Consider the following 20031-nt stretch of genomic DNA (forward strand, 5'->3'; position numbering starts at 1 on the left):
GACGGGGGCTGCGGCTGCGGGAAGGGCGGGGTGCCCAGCTGGGTGGGCTGCTGGTGGACCGGTCCGGGAGCGGTCTGCTGCGGGTAGCCGTAGGCGGACTGCGTCTGCTGCGGTACGTGACCGGCGAACTGCGGGCGGCGGTACGGGCTGAAGTGCCGTATGTCCGCGTACAGGTAATAGGCGAGGGCGGCCACCAGGGTGCAGAGCAGGACGACCATGCCCGCGTTGCCGGTGCTCTCGAACTCGTCCTCGCCCGGGTCGACGCCGATGAGCGCGACGGCCAGCACGTCGAGCGCCGTCACGAGGACGAACAGGGTCCAGTCGAGCGCCCTGCGCGTCACGATGGCGAGCCGCAGCATCGCGGCCCACGCGAACAGCCCGCACGTCACCACCGCGAGCACCACGAACAGCACGCGCAGCGTCACATATGTCCCCCCGGAAGGGGGCTGTGGTTGCTGCGGCGCGTAGCCGTGGCCGTGCATGGCTGCTCCTGGTGCGTGGTGAACGAACGGATGAGGGTTCGAGCGTATAGGCCGACCCGTACGACCGGTCCCGGGTTGTACCGAACCGTTGTCGTTCCGATCACGCGGCACCCGGCGGAAGGGTTCCTTCCGTCAGTCCGTCGTGCATGCCGCGCACCAGGCGCTCGCCGAGCAGGGACGCGTGGCGCACGGCGTCCTCGAAGGCGGCGAGCCGGCGGAAGCGTTCGCTGTAGCCGCGCTGTCCGGCGAGCGGCAGCCGGGGCAGCTGGAGGCGGCGCACGTCGAGCCGCGCGGAGGTGGAGGCGTAGCTGCTGGCCTGGCGGTGGTTGGCGGTGCCGCGCAGGAACCCGGCGAGGAACCACGGGTCGAGCGCGGCGGGGTCGGGGCGCAGCAGGGCGAGGCCGCGGCCGAGCGCGGCGCCCGCGGTGGCCTCGTCGATCACCCGGGCCGCGGCGCCGCCGCCGAACACGGGCACGACGACGTCGCCGGGCTCGGTGCGCACCGCGCCGTCGTGCGCGCTGCCCTCGTGGCCGGTCCCGGAGGGCGCGCCGCCGGTGAGCACGTCGTGGTCGGTGAGGACCGGCACGCCGCCGCCCGCCGTGCCGGTGCCGGTGTGCAGCGACAGGGCGCCCGCGCGGGCCAGTTCGCCGACGGTGGTCAGCGGGGCGCGCGGCAGGTCGTCGGCGTCGTCGCGGCCGGCCAGCGGCGGGGTGAGGTCGGCCGCCCTGCGCAGCGCCTCGCCCAGGCCCTCGCGTACGGTCGCCAGCTCCGTGGCGCCGCCGCCCGCGGCGGGCGGCGGCAGCCTGCGCGCGGGCGCCAGGTCGACCTCGTCGTCGAGGAGTTCGAGGACCGGCACGCAGCGGGCGAGGCCGGGGCGTTCGTCGAGCGTGCCGTCGCGGTCGAAGGCCCGCCAGGCGTCGAGCACGGCGTCCCGGACGGCGGGCCACAGCTGCCGGTCCCGGCCGTCGGCGGCGAGGACGCCCGCGGCCTCCACGAGCAGCACCTCGGGCGCGGGCCGCGCCGCCGGGTCGGGCCTGCGCAGCACCCAGACGTGCAGGGGGAGGTTGTAGGGCGGGGCGACGCCGGGCGGCAGGGCGACGACCGCGCGCAGCGCGCCGCGGCGCAGCAGGTCGGCGCGGATGCGGCGGCCCGAGCGGCGGGACGCGGCGGCGGGCGGCATCAGCAGGACGGCGGTGCCGCCGTCGGCGAGGCGGGCCAGCGCGTGCTGGACCCAGGCGAGTTCGGACTCGGCGCGGGCCGGGAAGCCGTACTCCCAGCGGGGGTCGTAGGCCAGTTCGTCGTGGCCCCAGTTGCGTTCGTTGAACGGCGGGTGGCACAGGACGGCGTCGGCCCTGCGGTCGTCGTAGGCGTCGGCGCGCAGGGTGTCGGCGGCCATGGAGCGCACGGTGGCGTCGGAGTGCAGGGCCAGGCGCAGCGCGGTGAGCGCGGCGAGTTCGGGGGCGCTGTCCTGGCCGTGGAGGTACTGGTCGGGGCGCGCGGGGACGGCGCGCAGCAGGGCGCCGGTGCCGCAGGCGGGGTCCAGGACGGTGCGGGCGGGTCCGGCGAGGTGGGCCATCAGCTCGGCGGGGCCCGCCGGGGTGAGCGTGTACTGGCGTGGGTTGGCGTCGGTGTGGCGGCCGATCAGGAACTCGTACGTCTGCTTGGCGCCCAGCTCGGCGGCGAGTTCGGCGACACCGCGCAACAGCGGTACGGACGGCAGGAGTTCGGCGGCCTCGGGGACGTGGACGGCGCGCCTGCGGCGCACGCCGAACCTCATGGTCACCACCTCGTCGAGCTCGCCGGGCAGCAGCTGGGCCATCCGCTCGTCGGAGACGGCGCTCACCGCGAGCCAGGCGGGCGGCCGGTCGCGGACCAGGAGCAGGGCGCAGCCGGCGTGCAGCAGGGCGGTGGCGGGGCCCGCGGGGTGTCCGGCGAGCTGCTGCCAGACGCGTTCGCGCAGGGGGACCTCGACGAGTTTGCCCTGGGCGCGCAGCCAGTGCTCGACCTCGGCGAGGGCGAAGGAGGGGCTGGTCTCGGTGCCGCCGACGGGCTTGGGGAAGTCGTCGTGTCTGCGGCGCCAGTTGCTGACGGCGGCCCGGCCGACGCCGGCGAGCCGGGCGATCCCCGCCGCGGTCACCTCGGTCGCGCCGTCCCGCGGCGTCGTGCTGGCTCCGTCGTCCCGCGGCGTCATGTGCCGGCTCCCCTCGGTCGCGCGGGGTCAGTCGCGCGCGACCGAGCATACCCAGAGAGCGGCCGCACCGACTGCTTCACGGCCGTTAACCCATGATTCACAGACTTTCGTGTTGACTCGGTTCACACACTCCTGCTGTGATGTGCCCATCGAACGACTTCCCTGGGGGGATCTCCATGCGTCATCACCTGCGTCCGCGCCGTACCGTCATCGCCGCGGTCTGCCTGGCCACCGCCGCGACCCTCGGCCTCACGGCCTGCGGCACCGAGAAGAAGGGCGGGTCCGCGGACAAGGGCGGGGCCGCGGCGGCGAAGGAGCCGTTCGCCGGGCTGTCCGGCGGCGAGATCGCCGAGAAGGCCCTCAAGGCGACTTCCGGCGCCTCCTCGCTCCGCGTCAAGGGCGAGGTCACCGATGAGGCGTCCGGCCTGCTTCGGATGGACCTGGCCCTGGACACCAAGGGCACCTGCGCGGGCACGATGGGCACCGCCGAAGAGGGCTCGATCGAGCTGATCATCCCGGGCGGCACCGCCTACATGAAGTACGACGAGAAGTTCCTGCGCGCGCAGAGCAAGGGCGAGCCCGCCGCCGACGTCCAGGCGGCCGTGGACATGATGGCGAACCGCTGGGTGAGGACGAAGGTGACGAACGCCGACGCGAAGGAGGTCGCCGGGTTCTGCGACCTGGACTCCCTGCTCGGCGAGTTCAAGGACACCGGCTCCGCGGCCCGCAGGGGCGGCACGACCACGGTCGACGGCACCCCGGCGATCAAGCTCACCGAGCGCGACGGCAAGGACACGTACACGATCTACGTCGCCACGAAGGGCAAGCCGTACCTGCTCAAGGTCGACAAGACCGGCGGCGGGAAGCCGGAGAGCCTCGCCTTCACCGACTACGACAAGCCGGTCAAGGCGACGGCACCCACCGGTGACGTCCTCGACCTGGACAAGCTGGCGGGCTGACCCGCGCGGGGTGCGGTCCGCTCACAGGGCGTGCCGCACCCAGACGTTCGGCTCGACGTACACCCCGTAGCCGCGCGCGAGTTCGCAGTGCACGGGCACCAGGGCGCCGGGCACCTCGACCGGGCCCTCCTCGTCGAAGGGCAGCCCGGTCCACTCCCGCCACTGCGCGGTCGAGCCGGACACCGTCATCGAGGCGTGCGCGACCTTGTCGATGACGCCGCCCGCCCGCACGTGCACCCGCAGCCACGGGTCGTGCGGCAGGCCGTCCTCGCGGGTGCGGAACGCGTACTCGTCGATCCGCGCGGCCGGTTCGCGGTGCTTGGCGTTGGGGCGCACGGGCGCGACGACCTCGGAGAAGCCCCGGGCGCGGGCGTTGTCCCGCAGCGCGGCGAGCATCCGCCCCGAGACCCCCTTGCCGCGCGCCGACTCGTCGACGGTGATCTCGATGGCGCTGACCGTGTCCGCCTCCTTGCCGTGCCGCAGGTCGGAGAAGGCCCACAGGAGCACCTGGTCCCAGCCGCCGTCGGGCAGTTCGCCGTCCCCGCGGGCGCGCAGCGCGAACGGCACGCTGAAGCCGCGCGCCACGACCTTGCCGCCGGCGTCCGCGTCCGTCGCGACCAGCACGTACTCCGGAAGGTCCGCGACGATCCGCCCGATCAGCGACCAGCCGACGGGATCGTGGAGGATGAACTCCGGCCAGTCCTCGGCCATGGACCAGAGCGGTCCCGCGAGTTCGGGCCGCTCGGCCAGGGTGGTGATCGTCAGGTCCATGCGACGGACGCTAACCCGGCGACGGATCATCGCGTAACTGATTTGTTCCGGGACCGGCCGGCGCATCCGCAGGCCGACGGCGCCGCCAGGAGTCAGCGGGCGTGGAAGCGGCCCGGTGCCGTGGTCGGGGAGCCGCCCGCCGGGAGCTTCTCGTCGGGGCACTTGGCGAGCACCTTCTTCATGGCGTCCCGCTCGGCGCCGGTCACCCACACCCCGTACTTCTTCTTCACCGCGACCTGCCCGGCCACATAGGTGCAGCGGTACGCCTTGTACGGCGGCAGCCAGGTCGCGGCGTCGCCGTCGCCCTTGCTGCGGTTGGGGCCCGCGTCGACCGCGAGGAGGTTGAGCGGGTCGTTGGCGAAGGCGATGCGCTTGCTCGGCTCCCACTGGAAGGCGCCCTTCTGCCAGGCGTCCGACAGCGCGACGAGGTGGTCGATGTCGACCTGGCTGCGCCCGCGGCGGAACGTCACGTCCCTGCCGCCGTAGGGGTCGGGGGCGAGCGTCCCGGACACGACCTTGCAGTCGCCGCCCTGGTGGCGGACGTCCGTCAGGTCCCGCTTGAGGATGTCGTCCCGGGTCGGGCAGCCGTTGGAGTCCGTGTCGGCCCAGGCGCTGCCGAACCGCCCCCGGTCGTAACCGGTCTTCGGCGCGCGGCCCTTGACGGTGAGCGTGTCGACGGCGGCGAGCGCGGAGCCGGCCCTGGCGTCGGGCCCGGCGGCACCGCCGCCGTCCTTCTCCTCGGTGCCCAGCTCACAGCCGGTGAGCAGCGCGGGGATCGCGACGAGGGCGAGCAGAGCGCCGGTGGTACGTCGGTTCACCGGGCGACCACCGTGTCGCCGAGGGCGAGCGGCGCGGGCGCCACGACTTCCGTGTGGATCCCGATGCACATGCCGCGGGCGGCGGTGAGGGTCTTCAGGATGCGGTTGTCCGCGGGGAGGCCGGTCTGGGCCTGGGTGACCATGACGCAGCGCGTGACGCGCTTGACGACGTGCAGCCGCAGCGGAGCGGCCCCCTCGCCGGAGCCGCCGAGGACGAGCTCGCGGCCGACCCAGCTCTCCTCGATCCAGGGTTCGTCCGTCTCCACGACGATGTTCTTGCGCAGCCGCCGTACGTCGACGGGGTCGGCGTCGCCGAGCAGGTCGCCGAGCGCGCGCAGCGAGGCGGTGCCGACGAGGGAGACGGCGGAGGCGTCCTTGTGGCCCTCCTCGCCCTCGTGGACCAACTCGACGCCCTCGCCGAAGCGTTCGGGGATGAGCGGGTCGCCGGGGCGCAGTTCGGTGCCGTCCGGCGCGGTGACGACGGGCAGTCCGTCCGCGTCGTAGGCGGCCTGATGTTCCAGGAGTCCGGGGATGCGGCGGAAGCGGGGGGTGTTCTTCCCGCTGCCCAGCTTTCCGTCGGCGTGACGCAGGGCCCACCGCCGGTCGCCGACGGCGCCCCGCGCGTCGAACTCCAGCCGGTCGTGCTCCTGTCCGAGCATCGATTTCACCGGAAACCGGTTCAGCCCCACGACTGTGAGCGGCACGGCGCTCTCCCTCCCCTGGGCGAATCTCGCGGCCACCACCGTAGCGACCGAGTGGTCCAGACCATATCCCCCCTCGGCGAGCAAACCGGACAGCACGGACGTATCGTCGACCGTGAGTCCCCCTCCCCGCCCGCAAGGAGTTCTCCGTATGGGCATCTTCGACAGGTTCAAGGACCAGGCCCAGGACAAGGCCAAGGACATCTCGAACGCGGCAGAAGAAGAGATCAACGAGAAGACCGGCGACAAGTACGCCGACAAGGTCGACAAGGCACAGCAGCAGATCAACGAGAAGCTGGGCCTCGGCGAGGACAAGCCGGAGGGCGAGCAGCAGTCCTGATCCCGGATCACCGCCGAACGGTTGCCCCAGGGGCATGACCCCTGGGGTAATCGACCGTTCTCCTCACCCCCGGCAGGATCGGGGCATCGCGGGGAAACACCCCGCGGACCCCGCGCGCCAGGCCCCCGAGGAGACCGAGATGACCGCCGACGCCACCACCGACACCCCCGCCGCCGACGTCGCGGCGACCACCCGCGCGACCGTCCAGGAGTTCCTCACGGCCCGCATGGCCGGGGACACCGGCCGGATGGAGGAGCTCTTCGCCGACGAGGTCGACTGGCTGCTCGCCGAGAACCCCGTCGTCCCGTGGATCCGGCCCCGCTCCACGGGCGCCGAATGCGCGGCCCAGGCCGCGGAGTTGGCGGTCCACACGGTCCCCGAGGAGTCCCGCGCCTCCCTCGACGCGTTCCTCGTCGACGGCGCCGACGCCGTCCTGATGGGCCACCTCTCGGGCCGCGTGCGCGCCACGGGCAAGACGTTCGAGGGCCCCTTCGCCCTCCGGCTCACGGTCGAGGACGGCCGCATCACCAGGCACCACCTGTACGAGAACAGCCTCTCGATCGCGCAGGCGTGCACCCCGGACGCCTCCTGAGGACGCTCCGCCGGACGGTCCCGCTTGACCCTGCCCCTGGCGTCAGGGTTCGACGCTCTCCCCATGAGTCCTCAGGAGCACACCACCCGAGTCGTCCTCGTCACCGGCGCCGGCACCGGCATCGGGCGCGCCACCGCCCACGCCTTCGCCGCCCAGGGCGCGCACGTCGTCGCCGTGGGGCGGCGGCCGGGCCCCCTGGCACGGACCGCGGCCGGGCACGAGGGGTCGATCACCCCGCTCGCCGCCGACATCACCGCGGACGGCGCCCCCGAACACATCGTCCGTACCGTCCTCGACGCCCACGGCCGCCTGGACGTCCTGGTCAACAACGCGGCCGTGGTCCGCACCGCACGCCTGGGCACCTACACCCGCGAGATCGTCGACCTCCAGCTCGCCACCAACCTCGTCGCCCCCGTGCTGCTCACCCAGGCCGCGCTCGACGCGCTCGCCGAGAGCCGGGGCGTCGTCGTGAACGTCTCGACGTCGGTGGGCCAGCGCGGCTGGCCGGGCAACTCGCTCTATCCGGCGACCAAGTCCGCCCTCGAACTCCTCACCCGCAGCTGGGCCGTCGACCTCGCGCCGCGCGGCATCCGGGTCGCCGCCGTCGCGCCGGGCGCCGTGGACACCCCGATCGCCGAGCACTCCGGCTTCACGTCCGAGGAGAAGGAAGCGGTCCGCGCGTGGCAGATCGCGCACACCCCCATGGGCCGGATCGGCCGGCCCGAGGAGGTCGCCTGGGCGATCACCGGACTCGCCTCGCCCGGTGCCTCCTTCATCACCGGTGTCATCCTGCCGGTGGACGGCGGAGCGGTCGTCGCGTGACGGCGGGGGGAACGCCCGTCACGCCGTTGAGGGGCCACGGGGAGGCGGCACGCGTGCGGATCGGACAGCTGGCGGAGGCGACGGGCACGACACCGCGCGCCCTGCGCCACTACGAGGAGGCCGGACTCATCGAGTCCGCGCGCACGCCCAACGGCTACCGGGTGTACGACGCCGAGCGCGCCGTCGTCCGCGTCCGCAACATCCGTTTCCTGCTCGACGCGGGCCTCACCCTCGACGACGTCCGTGTGTTCCTGCCCTGCCTGGACGGCGACATCGCGACCACCACACCGACCGACGCGGGCCTGCGGGTCGTCCTCGACCGCCTCGCGGTGATCGACCGCCGCATCGCGGCCCAGACCGAGGTGCGCAACCGCCTCGCGACGGCCCTGCGCGAGGCGACGGGCGGCCGGATCCGTCCGGTGGCATGACCGGGTCGCGGACGTCCGCGACCCGGTCGAGAGCGGGCTACGAACCCAGGATCGACGTCAGGAACTCCCCCACCCAGCCCAGGAGTTCGCGGCCGACCAACGGCTTGCCGCCGACCTTCGCCGTCTTGGGACGCGGGACCAGGACCTGGTTCGCGGACGGCTTGATGACCGTGCCCGGGTAGAGCCGCTTGAGGCGGAGCTCCTGGGACTCGCGCAGATCCACCGGGGCGAAGCGGATGTTGTTGCCCTGGAGGACGATCTCGCCGACGCCGCACGCGCGGGCCAGCATGCGCAGGCCCGCGACCAGGAGGAGGTTCTCCACCGGCTCCGGCAACGTGCCGTAGCGGTCGGTGAGTTCCTCGCGCACCGCCTTGATGTCCTCCTCCGTGTTCGCGGAGGCGATGGCACGGTAGGCCTGCAGGCGCAGGCGCTCCCCGGGGGCGTAGTCGTGCGGGACGTGCGCGTCGACCGGGAGCTCGATCTTGACCTCCAGGGGCGGCTCCTCCTCGACGCCGCCCTCCAGCGAGGCGCGGTAGTCGGCGACCGCCTCGCCGACCATGCGGACGTAGAGGTCGAAGCCGACGCCCGCGATGTGGCCGGACTGTTCGCCGCCCAGGAGGTTGCCCGCGCCGCGGATCTCCAGGTCCTTCATCGCCACGTACATGCCCGCGCCCATCTCCGTGTGCTGGGCGATCGTGGCCAGACGCTCGTGGGCCGTCTCCGTGAGGGGCTTCTCCGGCGGGTAGAGGAAGTAGGCGTAGCCGCGCTCGCGGCCCCGGCCCACGCGGCCGCGCAGCTGGTGGAGCTGCGAGAGGCCGAAGTTGTCGCCGCGCTCCACGATCAGCGTGTTGGCGTTCGAGATGTCGATGCCCGACTCGACGATCGTCGTCGAGACGAGGACGTCGAACTTCTTCTCCCAGAAGTCCACGACCACCTGCTCCAGGGCCTGTTCGGACATCTGGCCGTGGGCCGTGGCGATGCGCGCCTCGGGGACGATGTCCCGCAGGCGCGCCGCCGCGCGGTCGATCGACTCGACGCGGTTGTGGATGTAGAAGACCTGTCCCTCGCGCAGCAGCTCGCGGCGGATGGCCGCGCCGATCTGCTTCTCCTCGTACGGACCGACGAAGGTCAGGACCGGGTGGCGCTCCTCGGGGGGCGTCGTGATCGTCGACATCTCGCGGATGCCGGTGACGGCCATTTCGAGCGTACGGGGGATCGGCGTCGCCGACATCGTGAGCACGTCGACGTTCGCGCGGAGCTTCTTCAGCTGCTCCTTGTGCTCGACGCCGAACCGCTGCTCCTCGTCGACGATGACCAGGCCCAGGTCCTTGAACTTCGTCTCGGAGGAGAAGAGGCGGTGCGTGCCGATGACGATGTCGACCGAGCCGTCCTTCAGGCCCTCCAGCGTCGCCTTGGACTCGGTGTCCGTCTGGAAGCGGCTCAACGCCTTCACGCTGACCGGGAACTGGGAGTACCGGTCGGTGAACGTGCCGAAGTGCTGCTGCACGAGCAGCGTCGTGGGCACGAGGACCGCCACCTGCTTGCCGTCCTGCACCGCCTTGAAGGCCGCGCGGACCGCGATCTCCGTCTTGCCGTAGCCCACGTCGCCGCAGATCAGGCGGTCCATCGGGACCGTCTTCTCCATGTCCTCCTTGACCTCGGCGATCGTGGTCAGCTGGTCGGGCGTCTCCGCGTACGGGAAGGCGTCCTCCAGCTCGCGCTGCCAGGGCGTGTCGGGGGCGAAGCTGTGGCCGGGCGCCGCCATGCGGGCCGAGTACAGCTTGATGAGGTCGGCGGCGATCGCCTTGACCGCCTTCTTCGCGCGCGCCTTCGTCTTCGTCCAGTCGGCGCCGCCGAGGCGGTGCAGCGTCGGGGCCTCGCCGCCGACGTACTTGGTGATCTGCTCCAGCTGGTCGGTGGGGATGTACAGGCGGTCGCCGGGCTGGCCGCGCTTGGCGGGCGCGTACTCCACGACCAGGTACTCGCGCGTCGCGCCCTGGACCGTGCGCTGCACCATCTCGATGTAGCGGCCCACGCCGTGCTGCTCGTGGACGATGTAGTCGCCGGACTCCAGGGTGAGCGGGTCGATCGTCTTGCGGCGGCGGGCCGGCATCCGCTGGCCGTCCTTGCCGGCCGCCTTCTGGCCGGAGAGGTCGGTCTCGGTGAGCACGGCGAGCTTCAGCGCGGGGTCGACGAAGCCGAAGTCGATCGAGCCGCAGGAGACGTGCACCACCGACGGCGTCAGCTCGGTGAGGTCCGCGTCGAGGCGGGCCGCGATGCCCTCGCCGCCGAGCACCTCGACGGTGCGGGTCGCCGGGCCGTGGCCCTCGGTCACATAGACCGTGCGCCAGCCCTCCGCGAGCCAGCCCTTGGTGTCGGCCAGCGCCTTCGCGGTGTCGCCCCGGTACGTCTCCGGGGCGTGCATGCCCAGCTTGAGGGTGTCGTCGGACAGGTCCTCGTCGGCGGCGAACGGCGAGACCGACCACCACATCATCCCGAGGTCGCGCGCGTGGTCGCGGACGTCCGCGATGCCCCACAGCGAGGCCGCGCCCACGTCGATCGGCGCCTCGCCGCCGCCGGCCGTCGCCGCCCAGCTGGCCTGGAGGAACTCCTGCGACGTCGCCACCAGGTCGGCCGCGCGCGTCCGCACCCGCTCCGGGTCGCAGACCACCGCCATGGAGCCCTTCGGCATGACGTCGAGCAGCAGCTCCATGTCGTCGACGAGGACCGGCGCGAGGGACTCCATGCCCTCGACCGCGATGCCCTCGGCGATCTTCCCGAGCAGCTCGCCCAGCTCCGGGTGGAGCTCGGCGAGGGCCGCGGCCCGCTCGCGCACGTCGTCGGTGAGCAGCAGCTCACGGCAGGGCGGCGCCCACAGGCCGTGCTCGGCGATCTCCAGGGAGCGCTGGTCGGCGACCTTGAAGTAACGGATCTCCTCGACGTCGTCGCCCCAGAACTCCACGCGGAGCGGGTGCTCCTCGGTGGGCGGGAAGACGTCGAGGATGCCGCCGCGCACGGCGAACTCGCCGCGCTTCTCGACCAGTTCGACCCGGGAGTACGCGGCTGCCGCGAGAGCCTCGACCGTCTCGTTCAGGTCGGCGGTCCGCCCCGTGCGCAGCGCCACCGGCTCCAGGTCGCCGAGCCCCTTGACCTGCGGCTGGAGCACCGAGCGGATGGGCGCGACGATCACCGAGACCGGGCCGGTCTCCGGGTCGTCCGTGCTGGGGTGCGCGAGCCGGCGCAGGACCGCGAGGCGGCGGCCGACCGTGTCCGAGCGGGGCGAGAGGCGCTCGTGCGGCAGCGTCTCCCAGGAGGGGTACTCCACGACGCCGTCCGGCGGCACGATCGTGCGCAGCGCCGCCGCGAGGTCCTCGGCCTCGCGGCCGGTGGCCGTCACCGCGAGGACGGTCCTGCCGGACTCGCGGGCCAGCGCCGCCACCGCGAAGGGCCGGGCCGCGGGCGGGCCGACCAGGTCGACGTGCATGCGGTGGCCGTCGGTCGCGGCCTTGACCGCTTCGGCGAGTGCCGAGTCCTTGACGACGGCGTCGAGCAGACCGTGCAGGCTCATGGAAGGCTTTCCGTCCAGGTACCGGAGGATCCGGTGTCCGATGGGCAACGCGAAGGGCCCGGCACGTCGCACGGGCCGGGGGTCTCCAGCGTACGACTTGGCGCCGACAGGCGCGGCCCGGTCGCCGACGGGCGCGGCCCGCTCGCGGCGAGCCCCATGCGCGGGTCCGCACGCCCCCTGCCGGACAATGTCCCGAAAACGGCTGTCCCAGAGATGCCGAGAAATTCCGCGCCGCCCGGGTAAACCGGACGCGTGTGCCGGGCGTACTGCCCACGAGGAACCGCACCACCTGCACCGTACGCACCGGGAGACCACTTGACCGACGAGGAGTTCGAGGCGTTCTACGCGCACTCCGTGAGACCGCTGGTCGGGCAGGTGTACCTGATGACGGGCGATCTCCACGAGGCGCAGGACGTGGTCCAGGAGGCCTTCGTGCGTGCCTGGGCGCGCCGCGGGCGCCTGGAGCGGGACGCCGGGCCCGAGGCGTGGATCAGGACCGTCGCGTGGCGGCTCGCCGTCAGCCGGTGGCGGCGGCGCGGGCGCTCCGCGGAGGCCTGGCGGCGCCATCACGGCGGCCGGGCGGACTCCGTGCCCGCGCCGGACCCCGGCACGGTGGCGCTGGTCGCCGCGCTGCGGCGGCTGTCGGAGCGGCAGCGCCGGGTGGCGGTGCTGCACTACGTCTGCGATCTGTCCGTGCAGCAGGTCGCCGCGGAGACCGGGATCGCGGCCGGGACCGTGAAGTCCCACCTGTCCCGCGCGCGGGCGGCCCTCGCCCCTCATCTCGACGACACGCCGACCCCGGAGGAGCACCGTGACTGAGCCCCGGTCCACCGCCGACGACGACGGCCTCGCCGTCGCGCTGAAGCGGGCCGCCGCGACGGGCGGCGGGCTCGCCTCGCCGGCCCCCGCGGGCCAGGTCGCCGCGCGGGGCGCGCGGCGCAGACGACGGACGTACGCGGTGGGTGCCGTGCTGGCCGTGTGCCTGGTGTCCGGGGCGGCGGCGGCCGTCGCGCTGCGGATGGGCGAGGGGGGTACGCCGGTCCGGCCGGCGGCGCCGCCCCGTCCCACCTCGTCGGCGTCGCCGCCGGGCGCCTCCGCGCCGGAGGGGGTGCCCTCCCGGACTCCGTCCACGTCTCTTCCGCCGTCGCTCGCGCCGTCCGGTTCGCCGCCGCCGACGGCGACGGGCGCGTCCGTCGCCGCCTCGTTCCCTGGGGGCTGAGTTCTTTCGTGCGCGCCGCCGTCGCACGGGGCTCCGCTCCTCAAACACCGGAGGGGCCGGAAATGACCGCCGCTCCCCGAACCCCGGAGGGGCCGGGAATTGCCGCCGCTCCCCGATCAGAAAGCCACCCCATGTCCGGAGCCCAGTCCGATGCCCCCGTCGTCGAGGGTGACGTCGATGATCCCGTCGGGAGGGGCGCGCCCGAGCCGATAACCCCGCGGGACCAGAGGAGCGCCCCCGACATCAGGGAACGTCTCTGGGACCGCGCCCCCTACCTCCTCACCGCCGCGTTCTTCGTCGCCTACGCCCTCGTCTCCGTGTGCCGCTACCGACGCATGGAGAGCCGGTCCTGGGATCTCGGGATCTTCGAGCAGGCCATCCGCGCCTACGCGCACCTCCAGGTGCCGGTGGCCGACCTCAAGGGGCCGGGGGCCAACATCCTCGGCGATCACTTCAGCCCCGTCACCGCCCTCCTCGCGCCCGTCTACCGGCTCTTCCCCTCGCCCGTCACGCTGCTCGTCGCGCAGGCGCTGCTCTTCGCCGTCGCCACGATCCCCGTCACCCGCGCCGCGACCCGCCTCCTGGGCCGCGCCTCCGGGCTCGCCGTCGGCGTGGCCCACGGGCTGTCCTGGGGCATCCAGCAGGCCGTCGACTTCGACTTCCACGAGATCTGCTTCGCCGTACCGCTGATCGCCTTCGCCCTGGAGGCGCTGCTGCGGCAGCGGTGGCGGGCCGCCCTGCTGTGGGCGCTGCCGCTCGTCCTGGTCAAAGAGGACCTGGGGGCGACCGTCGCCGCGATCGCCGTCGTCGTGGCGATCCGCTGCCGCCGCACGGACCCCAGGTCCCTGCCCTACGCCCTCGGGGTCGCCGCCTTCGGCGCGGTCGCCACCCTCGTGACGCTGACCCTGGTCATCCCGGCGTTCAACTCGGTCGGCTCGTACGACTACTGGAACAAGGTCGGCGAGGGCGGCGCGACCGCCGGGCTCTTCGACGGGCTCGACACCAAGCTGCGCACCCTCCTGTGGCTGCTGCTGCCCACCACCGGGCTGCTCGCCCTGCGCTCGCCGCTGCTCCTGGTCGCGCTCCCCACCCTCGGCTGGCGCTTCCTCTCCGCCGACGAGCACTACTGGGGCACCGACTGGCACTACAACGCGGTCCTGATGCCGGTCGTCGCCCTCGCCCTGGTCGACGCCGTCGACATCCTGCGCCGCAGCGGACGGCCGTGGCTGCGCACCTGTGCCGACCGGCTGCCGGCCTGCGCCGCGACCGCCGCGCTCGCCCTGACGACCTCGCTGCCGCTGGCAGGCCTCACCGAGTCGGCGACGTACGAGAAGAGCCCGCAGGTCACCGCGCGCGAGCGGCTGCTCGACCGGGTGCCCGACGGGGCCACCGTCGAGGCGAACATCGGGCCGATCAGCAGGCTCACCTCACGGGCCCGTGTCTTCTGGGTGGGCACGGCCCGCCCGGTCGTCCCCGACTACTTCGCCCTCGACGTGCGCTCCGGGTGGACGAAGGACCCGATCGGCTACGCCAACAAGCAGCATCCGGGCGCCCGTTACGTCCTGGAGGACGACGCCCACGGGTTCGTCCTGCTGCGCAAGGAGTGAGGTCCTGCTGCGCAAGGAGTGAGGTCCTGCCGCGCAAGGAGTGAGACAGGGGACGGCCCCGGCGGGTGCGGTGCGCACCTGCCGGGGCCGGCTCCCCCGTTCCCCCGTCGTATCGGCTATTCGGTGGCGATCGCGTTCAGGACGTTCATCCGGCCCGCCCGGAACGCCGGGACCAGCGCGGCGAACAGGCCCACGAACGCCGACCCGACGAAGACCGCCACGATCGTCGGCCACGGGATCTCCAGGACCTTCAGGCCCTCCAGGGCGAGCAGCTTCTGGGCCGTCGCCCCCCAGCCCATGCCGAGCCCGAGGCCGAGCAGCGCGCCGAAGAGGGCGATGACCACCGACTCCATGCGGATCATGCGGCGCAGCTGGCGGCGCGAGAGGCCGATGGCCCGCATCAGTCCGATCTCGCGGGTGCGCTCGACCACCGAGAGGGCCAGCGTGTTCACCACACCGAGGATCGCGACGATGATCGCGAGGCCGAGCAGGCCGTAGACCATGTTGAGCATCTGGCCGACCTGGTCCTTCAGCGTCTGCTTGAAGTCGGTCTGGTCCATGACCTTGTACTGCGGGTACTTCGCCAGGGAGTCCTTGAGCGACGCGTACGCGGCGTCCTCCTGGCCCTTGGCGGCCGTGGCGAACATGATGTCGTCCTGCGGCATCCGGTCCGCGCCGACGTACTCCTTGAGCGTCGCGGTGCTCAGGTACATCGCGCCCGTGTCGATCGCGCCGTCGTCCTTGGTGATCGCCGCGAGCTTCAGCTCGGCCGTCCTCCCGTGGTCGAAGGCGACCTTCAGCTCGTCGCCGACCTTCAGGCCGTGCTTCTTGGCGAACTCGTCGCCGACCGACATGGCGTCCTTGCCGTACGCGGCGCTCAGCGTGCCCGCCGTCGTCTCGCGGCGCAGGTCCTTGGCGTACGTCGGGTCCGCGGCGCTCAGGCCCACGCCGTCCACGGTCTTGCCGGCGGGCGTGGTCAGGTCGGCGTCGATCTGCCTGAGGTGCGTGATGTGCCCGATGTGCTCGGCCTTCTCCAGGGCCCGCGCGGCCTTGGGGGTGATCGAGATGCCGGGCTGGGTGGGCTGGATGATGAAGTCCGCGCCGACCGACCGGTCGAGCTCGTCGGTGGCCGAGGCGACCATCGAGGAGCCGACGACGGAGAGGCAGGCGACCAGCGCGAGACCGATCATCAGGGCCGCGCCGGTGGCGCCGGTGCGGCGCGGGTTGCGCAGGGCGTTGCGCTCGGCCATGCGGCCGACCGGGCCGAACATCCGCAGGAGCACCGCGCTGATCACGCGGACCACGCCGGAGGCGAGGACGGGGCCGATGACGACGAAGCCGATGAGGGTGAGGACGACGCCGCCGCCCAGCAGGAGCGAGCCCTCGGAGGCCTTGTCGGCCTGCGACGCGGTGTAGAGGGCGTAGCCGCCGGCGCCGGTGAGGACCAGGCCGACGACGGCGCGCAGCGCGCTCGCCCTGCCGTCGGCCGGGGTGCCCGCGTCGCGCAGCGCGGCCATCGGCGAGACCTTGCCGGCCCGTCGTGCGGGGAGGTAGGCGGCGAGGACGGTGACGACGATGCCGAGGACCATGCCGACCACGGGGGTCGTCCACGCGACGGTGAGGTCGCCGGTGGACAGCTCCATGCCCATGCCGGACATGAGCTTCATCAGGCCGACGGCGAGGCCGATGCCCGCGCCGACGCCGAGGACCGAGCCGAAGACGCCGAGCAGCAGCGCCTCGACGAGCACCGAGCGGTTGACCTGCTTGCGGCTCGATCCGATGGCGCGCATCAGGCCGATCTCGCGGGTCCGCTGGGCGACCAGCATCGAGAAGGTGTTGATGATGAGGAAGATGCCGACGAGGAAGGCGATCCCGGCGAAGCCGAGCATCGCGTACTTCATGACGTCGAGGAAGCTGCCGACGTCCTTGCGGTTGTCGTCCGCGGTCTCCTTCTGCGTCTTGATGTCGTACGCCTTGACGGTGTCGCCGAAGGCCGCGGTGACGTTCCGCTTCAGTGCCGTGTCGCTGACGCCGGCGTCCGCGGTGAGGTTGATCTGGGTGAACCGGCCGGTGGCGCCGAGGAGTTGGCGCTGGGCGGTCGCGGTGTCGAGGTAGAAGATCGCGGCGCCGGGGTTGGTCACCTTGAAGGTGGCGATGCCGGAGATCCGCGCGGTGTGGTCGCCGGAGGCCGTGATGGTCCGCAGCTCGTCACCGATCTTCAGGTGGTGCTTGTCGGCGGTGTCGGCGTCGACCATCACGTCGGTGGGGCCGCGCGGGGCGTGGCCGGAGGTGATGTCCATCGAACGCAGGTCGTTGCGCGTCCAGTTGCCGGCGATGGTCGGGGCGCCGCTGCTGGGGCCGAGGTTCTTGTTCCTGGAGTCGACGACGGTGACGCTCTCGCTGCTGACGCCGCCCTCGGCGGACTTGACGCCGTCGGCCCTGCGCGCCTCGTCGACGACGGAGGCGGGCAGCGAATCGGGCTTGCCGGTGCGCCGCGCGCTGTCGGAGTCGTCGGACCTGGGCGCGACCGTGACGTCGGAGGAGGTGGCCGCGAAGAGCTTGTCGAAGGTGGTGCTCATCGTGTCGGAGAAGACGAGCGTGCCGCAGACGAACGCCACCGACAGGATCACGGCCACGGCGGAGAGCGCCATGCGGCCCTTGTGCGCGAAGAAGTTGCGCATCGAGGTCTTGAGGACGGTCATGACGTGCGCCCCCGCGCGTCGAAGGACTTCATGCGATCGAGGACCTGGTCGGCGGTCGGCTGGTGCATCTCGTCGACGATCCGGCCGTCGGCCAGGTACAGGACGCGGTCCGCGTACGAGGCGGCGACCGGGTCGTGCGTGACCATGACGATGGTCTGGCCGAGCTCGGTGACCGAGCGGCGCAGGAAGCCCAGCACCTCGGCGCCGGCCCGGGAGTCGAGGTTTCCGGTCGGCTCGTCGCCGAAGATGATCTCGGGGCGCGAGGCGAGGGCGCGGGCCACGGCGACGCGCTGCTGCTGGCCGCCGGAGAGCTCGGTGGGGCGGTGCTTGAGGCGCCCGGCCAGGCCCACGGTCTCCACGACCTGGTCGAGCCAGCCGCGGTCGGGCCTGCGGCCCGCTATGTCCATCGGGAGCGTGATGTTCTCGATGGCGTTGAGGGTCGGGAGCAGGTTGAACGCCTGGAAGATGAAGCCGATCCGGTCCCGGCGCAGCCGCGTGAGCTTCTTGTCCTTGAGGCCGGTGATCTCGGTCTCGTCGAGGAAGATCTGCCCGCTGCTGACCGTGTCGAGGCCCGCGAGGCAGTGCATCAGGGTCGACTTGCCGGACCCCGAGGGGCCCATGATCGCGGTGAACTGCCCGCGGGCGATGTCCACGTCGATGTGGTCGAGCGCGACGACGCGGGTCTCCCCGCTGCCGTACGCCTTGACGACCTGGCGCGCCCGTGCCGCCACGGCCGTACGCCCGCCAGTGCCCCCGTGCCTGGGTGTGGTAACAGCCGTTGTCACGGTACGTCTCCTATGTCGGTCATGCGATGAGCCGCGGGTGTCCGCCGCTCGACTCGAATTCTGGTGTCGCGAGGGGGTCCGGCGCGCTGGTGCTCAGCGCAGTCTTGAGCGGGGGAAAACCCCACCCCCGTGGTGTGGTTGTCCGCGCCGGCCCCGTGCCCGGCGCGTAAGAACCATTTAAGGACCGGGCCCGGCCCGTCTCATCCTCCGGCGGGACGAACGGTCCCCGGTCCGCAGTACGGAGGTCCCCCTAGGGGTCGTCCACCCTTCGGTGGAGATCAACTCAGGGGTGTCTCCACCCTGCCCTCCATCACGGCGGGGTGAGAAAGTGGCCCGCAGCAACTGGTGCAGGGGGAAGGGATCTCGGTGGGGACGGGCGAGGGCGGAGGCCACGGCGCTCCCGGCGCGACGGGACGCCGCGGCGCGGTCGTCGCCGCGCTGATGCTGTCCATGGCGCTGGCCGCCCTGGACTCCACGATCGTGGCGACCGCGGTGCCGCAGATCGTCGGCGACCTCGGCGGCTTCTCCGTCTTCTCCTGGCTCTTCTCCGGCTATCTGCTCGCGGTCACCGTCAGCCTGCCCGTCTACGGCAAGCTCTCCGACACCTTCGGCCGCAAGCCCGTGCTCATCGCGGGCAGCGCCCTCTTCCTGGTCGGCTCGGCGCTGTGCGCGGGCGCCTGGGACATGGCCTCGCTCATCGCCTTCCGCGTCGTCCAGGGCCTGGGCGGCGGCGCCATCCAGGGCACCGTGCAGACGCTCGCCGCCGACCTCTACCCGCTGAAGGAACGCCCCAAGATCCAGGCGAAGTTGTCGACGGTGTGGGCCACCTCGTCGGTCGCGGGCCCCGCGATCGGCGGGCTGCTCGCCTCGTACGCCGACTGGCGCTGGATCTTCCTCATCAACCTGCCCGTCGGCGCGCTCGCCCTGTGGCTGATCGTGCGGCACCTGCACGAGCCGAGCCGCACCACCGGCCCGCTCGGCCGCGTCGACTGGCCGGGCGCGCTCGCCGTCTTCGCCTGCGGCGGCGTGCTGCTCACCGCGCTGGTCCAGGGCGGCGTCGCCTGGGACTGGCTCTCCGCGCCCTCCCTCGCGCTGCTGGGCGCCGGGCTCGTCCTGGTCGCCGTCGTCGTGCTCGTCGAGCGGCGGGCCGCGGAGCCGATCATCCCCGGCTGGGTCTGGCAGCGGCGCACCATCGCCGCCGTCAATCTCGCCCTCGGCGCGCTCGGCCTGCTGATGGTCGCGCCGACGGTGTTCCTGCCCACGTACGCCCAGTCGGTGCTGCGACTCGCGCCGATCGCGGCCGGGTTCGTGCTCTCCACGATGACGCTGAGCTGGCCGGTCAGCGCGGCGCTCAGCCAGCACGTCTACCGGCGGATCGGCTTCCGCAACACCGCGGTGCTCGGCATCTCGGCGGCCGCCCTGCTCCTGTTCGCCGTCCCGCTGCTCCCCTACCCCGGCACCGCCTGGCAGCCCGCCCTGCTCATGCTGCTGCTCGGCGCGGCGCTCGGCCTCGTCCAACTCCCGCTGATCGTCGGCGTCCAGTCCACGGTCGGCTGGTCCGAGCGCGGCACGGCCACCGCCTCCGTCCTCTTCTGCCGGCAGATCGGCCAGACCGTGGGCGCGGCGCTCTTCGGCGCGGTCGCCAACGGCGTGCTCGCCCACCGCCTGGGCGGGGCAGGTTCGCTGGACTCGGTGGCGCGCTCACTGGAGGCGCCGGCGTCCGTGGCCGACCCGGAGCGGCTGCGGCGGGCGGTCGACGCGGCGGTCGACTGGGTGTACGTGGGCGCGGGCTGTGCGGCCGTCGTGGCCCTCGCGGTCCTGCTGCTCGTGGCGCCACGGCGCTTCCCCGTCCTCAAGGACGAACAACAGCCCTCCCAGAAAGAACGGTTGTCGCCCACGCAACAGTCCGACTGAGCGGTTTGTCGAAAACCCCACACGCCACCGCTACTTACAAGTAACGTCTCGGCTCCCCTCGCTCCCTGCGGTCCGCACCACCGGACCGAAAGCCGCGCAAGGAGAACCGGGATGACCCACCCTCCCCAGGAG

16 protein-coding genes and 1 pseudogene are annotated in these 20031 nt (G+C 72.8%); 9 read left to right on the forward strand and 8 right to left on the reverse strand.

Translation table 11 applies throughout. The annotated features are described in order from the left end of the window. A pseudogene (locus AOK22_RS10560) lies at window positions 1-425 on the reverse strand (hypothetical protein); the annotation flags it as partial. A gap of 157 nt (window positions 426-582) precedes the next feature. Beyond that, complete coding sequence (locus AOK22_RS10565; protein WP_055698333.1) at window positions 583-2673, reverse strand: N-6 DNA methylase; 2091 nt, start codon at window positions 2671-2673, stop codon at window positions 583-585. 176 nt (window positions 2674-2849) lie between these two features. Between AOK22_RS10565 and AOK22_RS10570 the strand changes: the two genes are divergently transcribed. Continuing rightward, window positions 2850-3632, forward strand: coding sequence for a hypothetical protein (locus AOK22_RS10570; protein ID WP_055698334.1), 783 nt, complete (start codon window positions 2850-2852; stop codon window positions 3630-3632). A gap of 21 nt (window positions 3633-3653) precedes the next feature. Here AOK22_RS10570 and AOK22_RS10575 read toward each other — a convergent pair whose 3' ends face one another. From AOK22_RS10575 to AOK22_RS10585, 3 genes are all read right to left on the reverse strand, one after another. Then, on the reverse strand, window positions 3654-4403 hold the full coding sequence (locus tag AOK22_RS10575) for a GNAT family N-acetyltransferase (protein ID WP_055698335.1): 750 nt from the start codon (window positions 4401-4403) through the stop codon (window positions 3654-3656). A gap of 92 nt (window positions 4404-4495) precedes the next feature. Then, window positions 4496-5221 carry an HNH endonuclease family protein gene (locus AOK22_RS10580; protein ID WP_055698336.1) on the reverse strand — a complete coding sequence of 242 codons (726 nt, stop codon included), beginning with the start codon at window positions 5219-5221 and terminating at the stop codon, window positions 4496-4498. Then, window positions 5218-5964, reverse strand: a complete 747-nt coding sequence (locus AOK22_RS10585) for an MOSC domain-containing protein (protein ID WP_063795228.1) — start codon at window positions 5962-5964, stop codon at window positions 5218-5220. The genes AOK22_RS10580 and AOK22_RS10585 overlap by 4 nt, the downstream gene beginning before the upstream one ends. Before the next feature lie 109 nt (window positions 5965-6073). Between AOK22_RS10585 and AOK22_RS10590 the strand changes: the two genes are divergently transcribed. From AOK22_RS10590 to AOK22_RS10605, 4 genes are all read left to right on the forward strand, one after another. Beyond that, window positions 6074-6262, forward strand: coding sequence for an Rv0909 family putative TA system antitoxin (locus AOK22_RS10590; RefSeq protein ID WP_055698338.1), 189 nt, complete (start codon window positions 6074-6076; stop codon window positions 6260-6262). A gap of 139 nt (window positions 6263-6401) precedes the next feature. Next, window positions 6402-6854 carry a nuclear transport factor 2 family protein gene (locus AOK22_RS10595; protein ID WP_055698339.1) on the forward strand — a complete coding sequence of 151 codons (453 nt, stop codon included), beginning with the start codon at window positions 6402-6404 and terminating at the stop codon, window positions 6852-6854. Window positions 6855-6917: 63 nt separating this feature from the next. Beyond that, a complete protein-coding gene (locus tag AOK22_RS10600) occupies window positions 6918-7676 on the forward strand; it encodes an SDR family NAD(P)-dependent oxidoreductase (protein ID WP_055698340.1) in 759 nt (252 codons plus the stop codon). Between the two features lie 53 nt (window positions 7677-7729). After that, window positions 7730-8104: a MerR family transcriptional regulator gene (locus tag AOK22_RS10605; RefSeq protein WP_055698341.1), complete on the forward strand. Its 375-nt coding sequence runs from the start codon at window positions 7730-7732 to the stop codon at window positions 8102-8104. Between the two features lie 37 nt (window positions 8105-8141). Here the strand turns inward: AOK22_RS10605 and mfd are convergent, their stop codons facing one another. Next, entirely contained in the window at window positions 8142-11672 is a 3531-nt protein-coding gene (gene mfd / locus AOK22_RS10610; protein WP_055698342.1) for a transcription-repair coupling factor, read from the reverse strand. Window positions 11673-11987: 315 nt separating this feature from the next. Here mfd and AOK22_RS10615 point away from each other — a divergent pair, with 315 nt between their 5' ends. The 3 genes from AOK22_RS10615 to AOK22_RS10625 all read left to right on the forward strand — a co-directional run bounded on the left by AOK22_RS10615 (window position 11988) and on the right by AOK22_RS10625 (window position 14498). Further along, complete coding sequence (locus tag AOK22_RS10615; RefSeq protein WP_055698343.1) at window positions 11988-12491, forward strand: SigE family RNA polymerase sigma factor; 504 nt, start codon at window positions 11988-11990, stop codon at window positions 12489-12491. Further along, window positions 12484-12891, forward strand: coding sequence for a hypothetical protein (locus AOK22_RS10620; protein ID WP_055698344.1), 408 nt, complete (start codon window positions 12484-12486; stop codon window positions 12889-12891). The genes AOK22_RS10615 and AOK22_RS10620 overlap by 8 nt, the downstream gene beginning before the upstream one ends. A gap of 131 nt (window positions 12892-13022) precedes the next feature. After that, window positions 13023-14498, forward strand: coding sequence for a DUF2079 domain-containing protein (locus tag AOK22_RS10625; protein ID WP_079036479.1), 1476 nt, complete (start codon window positions 13023-13025; stop codon window positions 14496-14498). Window positions 14499-14614: 116 nt separating this feature from the next. Here the strand turns inward: AOK22_RS10625 and AOK22_RS10630 are convergent, their stop codons facing one another. Together AOK22_RS10630 and AOK22_RS10635 are read right to left on the reverse strand one after the other, a co-directional pair. Then, window positions 14615-17200: an ABC transporter permease gene (locus tag AOK22_RS10630; protein ID WP_055698345.1), complete on the reverse strand. Its 2586-nt coding sequence runs from the start codon at window positions 17198-17200 to the stop codon at window positions 14615-14617. Beyond that, window positions 17197-17985 carry an ABC transporter ATP-binding protein gene (locus AOK22_RS10635; RefSeq protein WP_055698346.1) on the reverse strand — a complete coding sequence of 263 codons (789 nt, stop codon included), beginning with the start codon at window positions 17983-17985 and terminating at the stop codon, window positions 17197-17199. Before AOK22_RS10635 ends, AOK22_RS10630 begins: the two co-directional genes overlap by 4 nt. Before the next feature lie 366 nt (window positions 17986-18351). On the opposite strand from AOK22_RS10635, the gene AOK22_RS10640 reads away from it, so the two are divergent. Continuing rightward, complete coding sequence (locus tag AOK22_RS10640) at window positions 18352-19899, forward strand: MDR family MFS transporter (protein WP_055698347.1); 1548 nt, start codon at window positions 18352-18354, stop codon at window positions 19897-19899. Window positions 19900-20031 lie beyond the last annotated feature (132 nt).

The organism is Streptomyces silaceus (genome assembly GCF_001419745.1).
Taxonomy (GTDB): Bacteria; Actinomycetota; Actinomycetes; order Streptomycetales; family Streptomycetaceae; genus Streptomyces; species Streptomyces silaceus.

Coding starts and splice junctions, on each gene's coding strand:
- AOK22_RS10565 (WP_055698333.1), bottom strand. CDS start 2,673: ATGACGCCGCGGGACGACGGAGCCAGCACGACGCCGCGGGACGGCGCG.
- AOK22_RS10570 (WP_055698334.1), top strand. CDS start 2,850: ATGCGTCATCACCTGCGTCCGCGCCGTACCGTCATCGCCGCGGTCTGC.
- AOK22_RS10575 (WP_055698335.1), bottom strand. CDS start 4,403: ATGGACCTGACGATCACCACCCTGGCCGAGCGGCCCGAACTCGCGGGA.
- AOK22_RS10590 (WP_055698338.1), top strand. CDS start 6,074: ATGGGCATCTTCGACAGGTTCAAGGACCAGGCCCAGGACAAGGCCAAG.
- AOK22_RS10595 (WP_055698339.1), top strand. CDS start 6,402: ATGACCGCCGACGCCACCACCGACACCCCCGCCGCCGACGTCGCGGCG.
- AOK22_RS10600 (WP_055698340.1), top strand. CDS start 6,918: ATGAGTCCTCAGGAGCACACCACCCGAGTCGTCCTCGTCACCGGCGCC.
- mfd (WP_055698342.1), bottom strand. CDS start 11,672: ATGAGCCTGCACGGTCTGCTCGACGCCGTCGTCAAGGACTCGGCACTC.
- AOK22_RS10625 (WP_079036479.1), top strand. CDS start 13,023: ATGTCCGGAGCCCAGTCCGATGCCCCCGTCGTCGAGGGTGACGTCGAT.
- AOK22_RS10630 (WP_055698345.1), bottom strand. CDS start 17,200: ATGACCGTCCTCAAGACCTCGATGCGCAACTTCTTCGCGCACAAGGGC.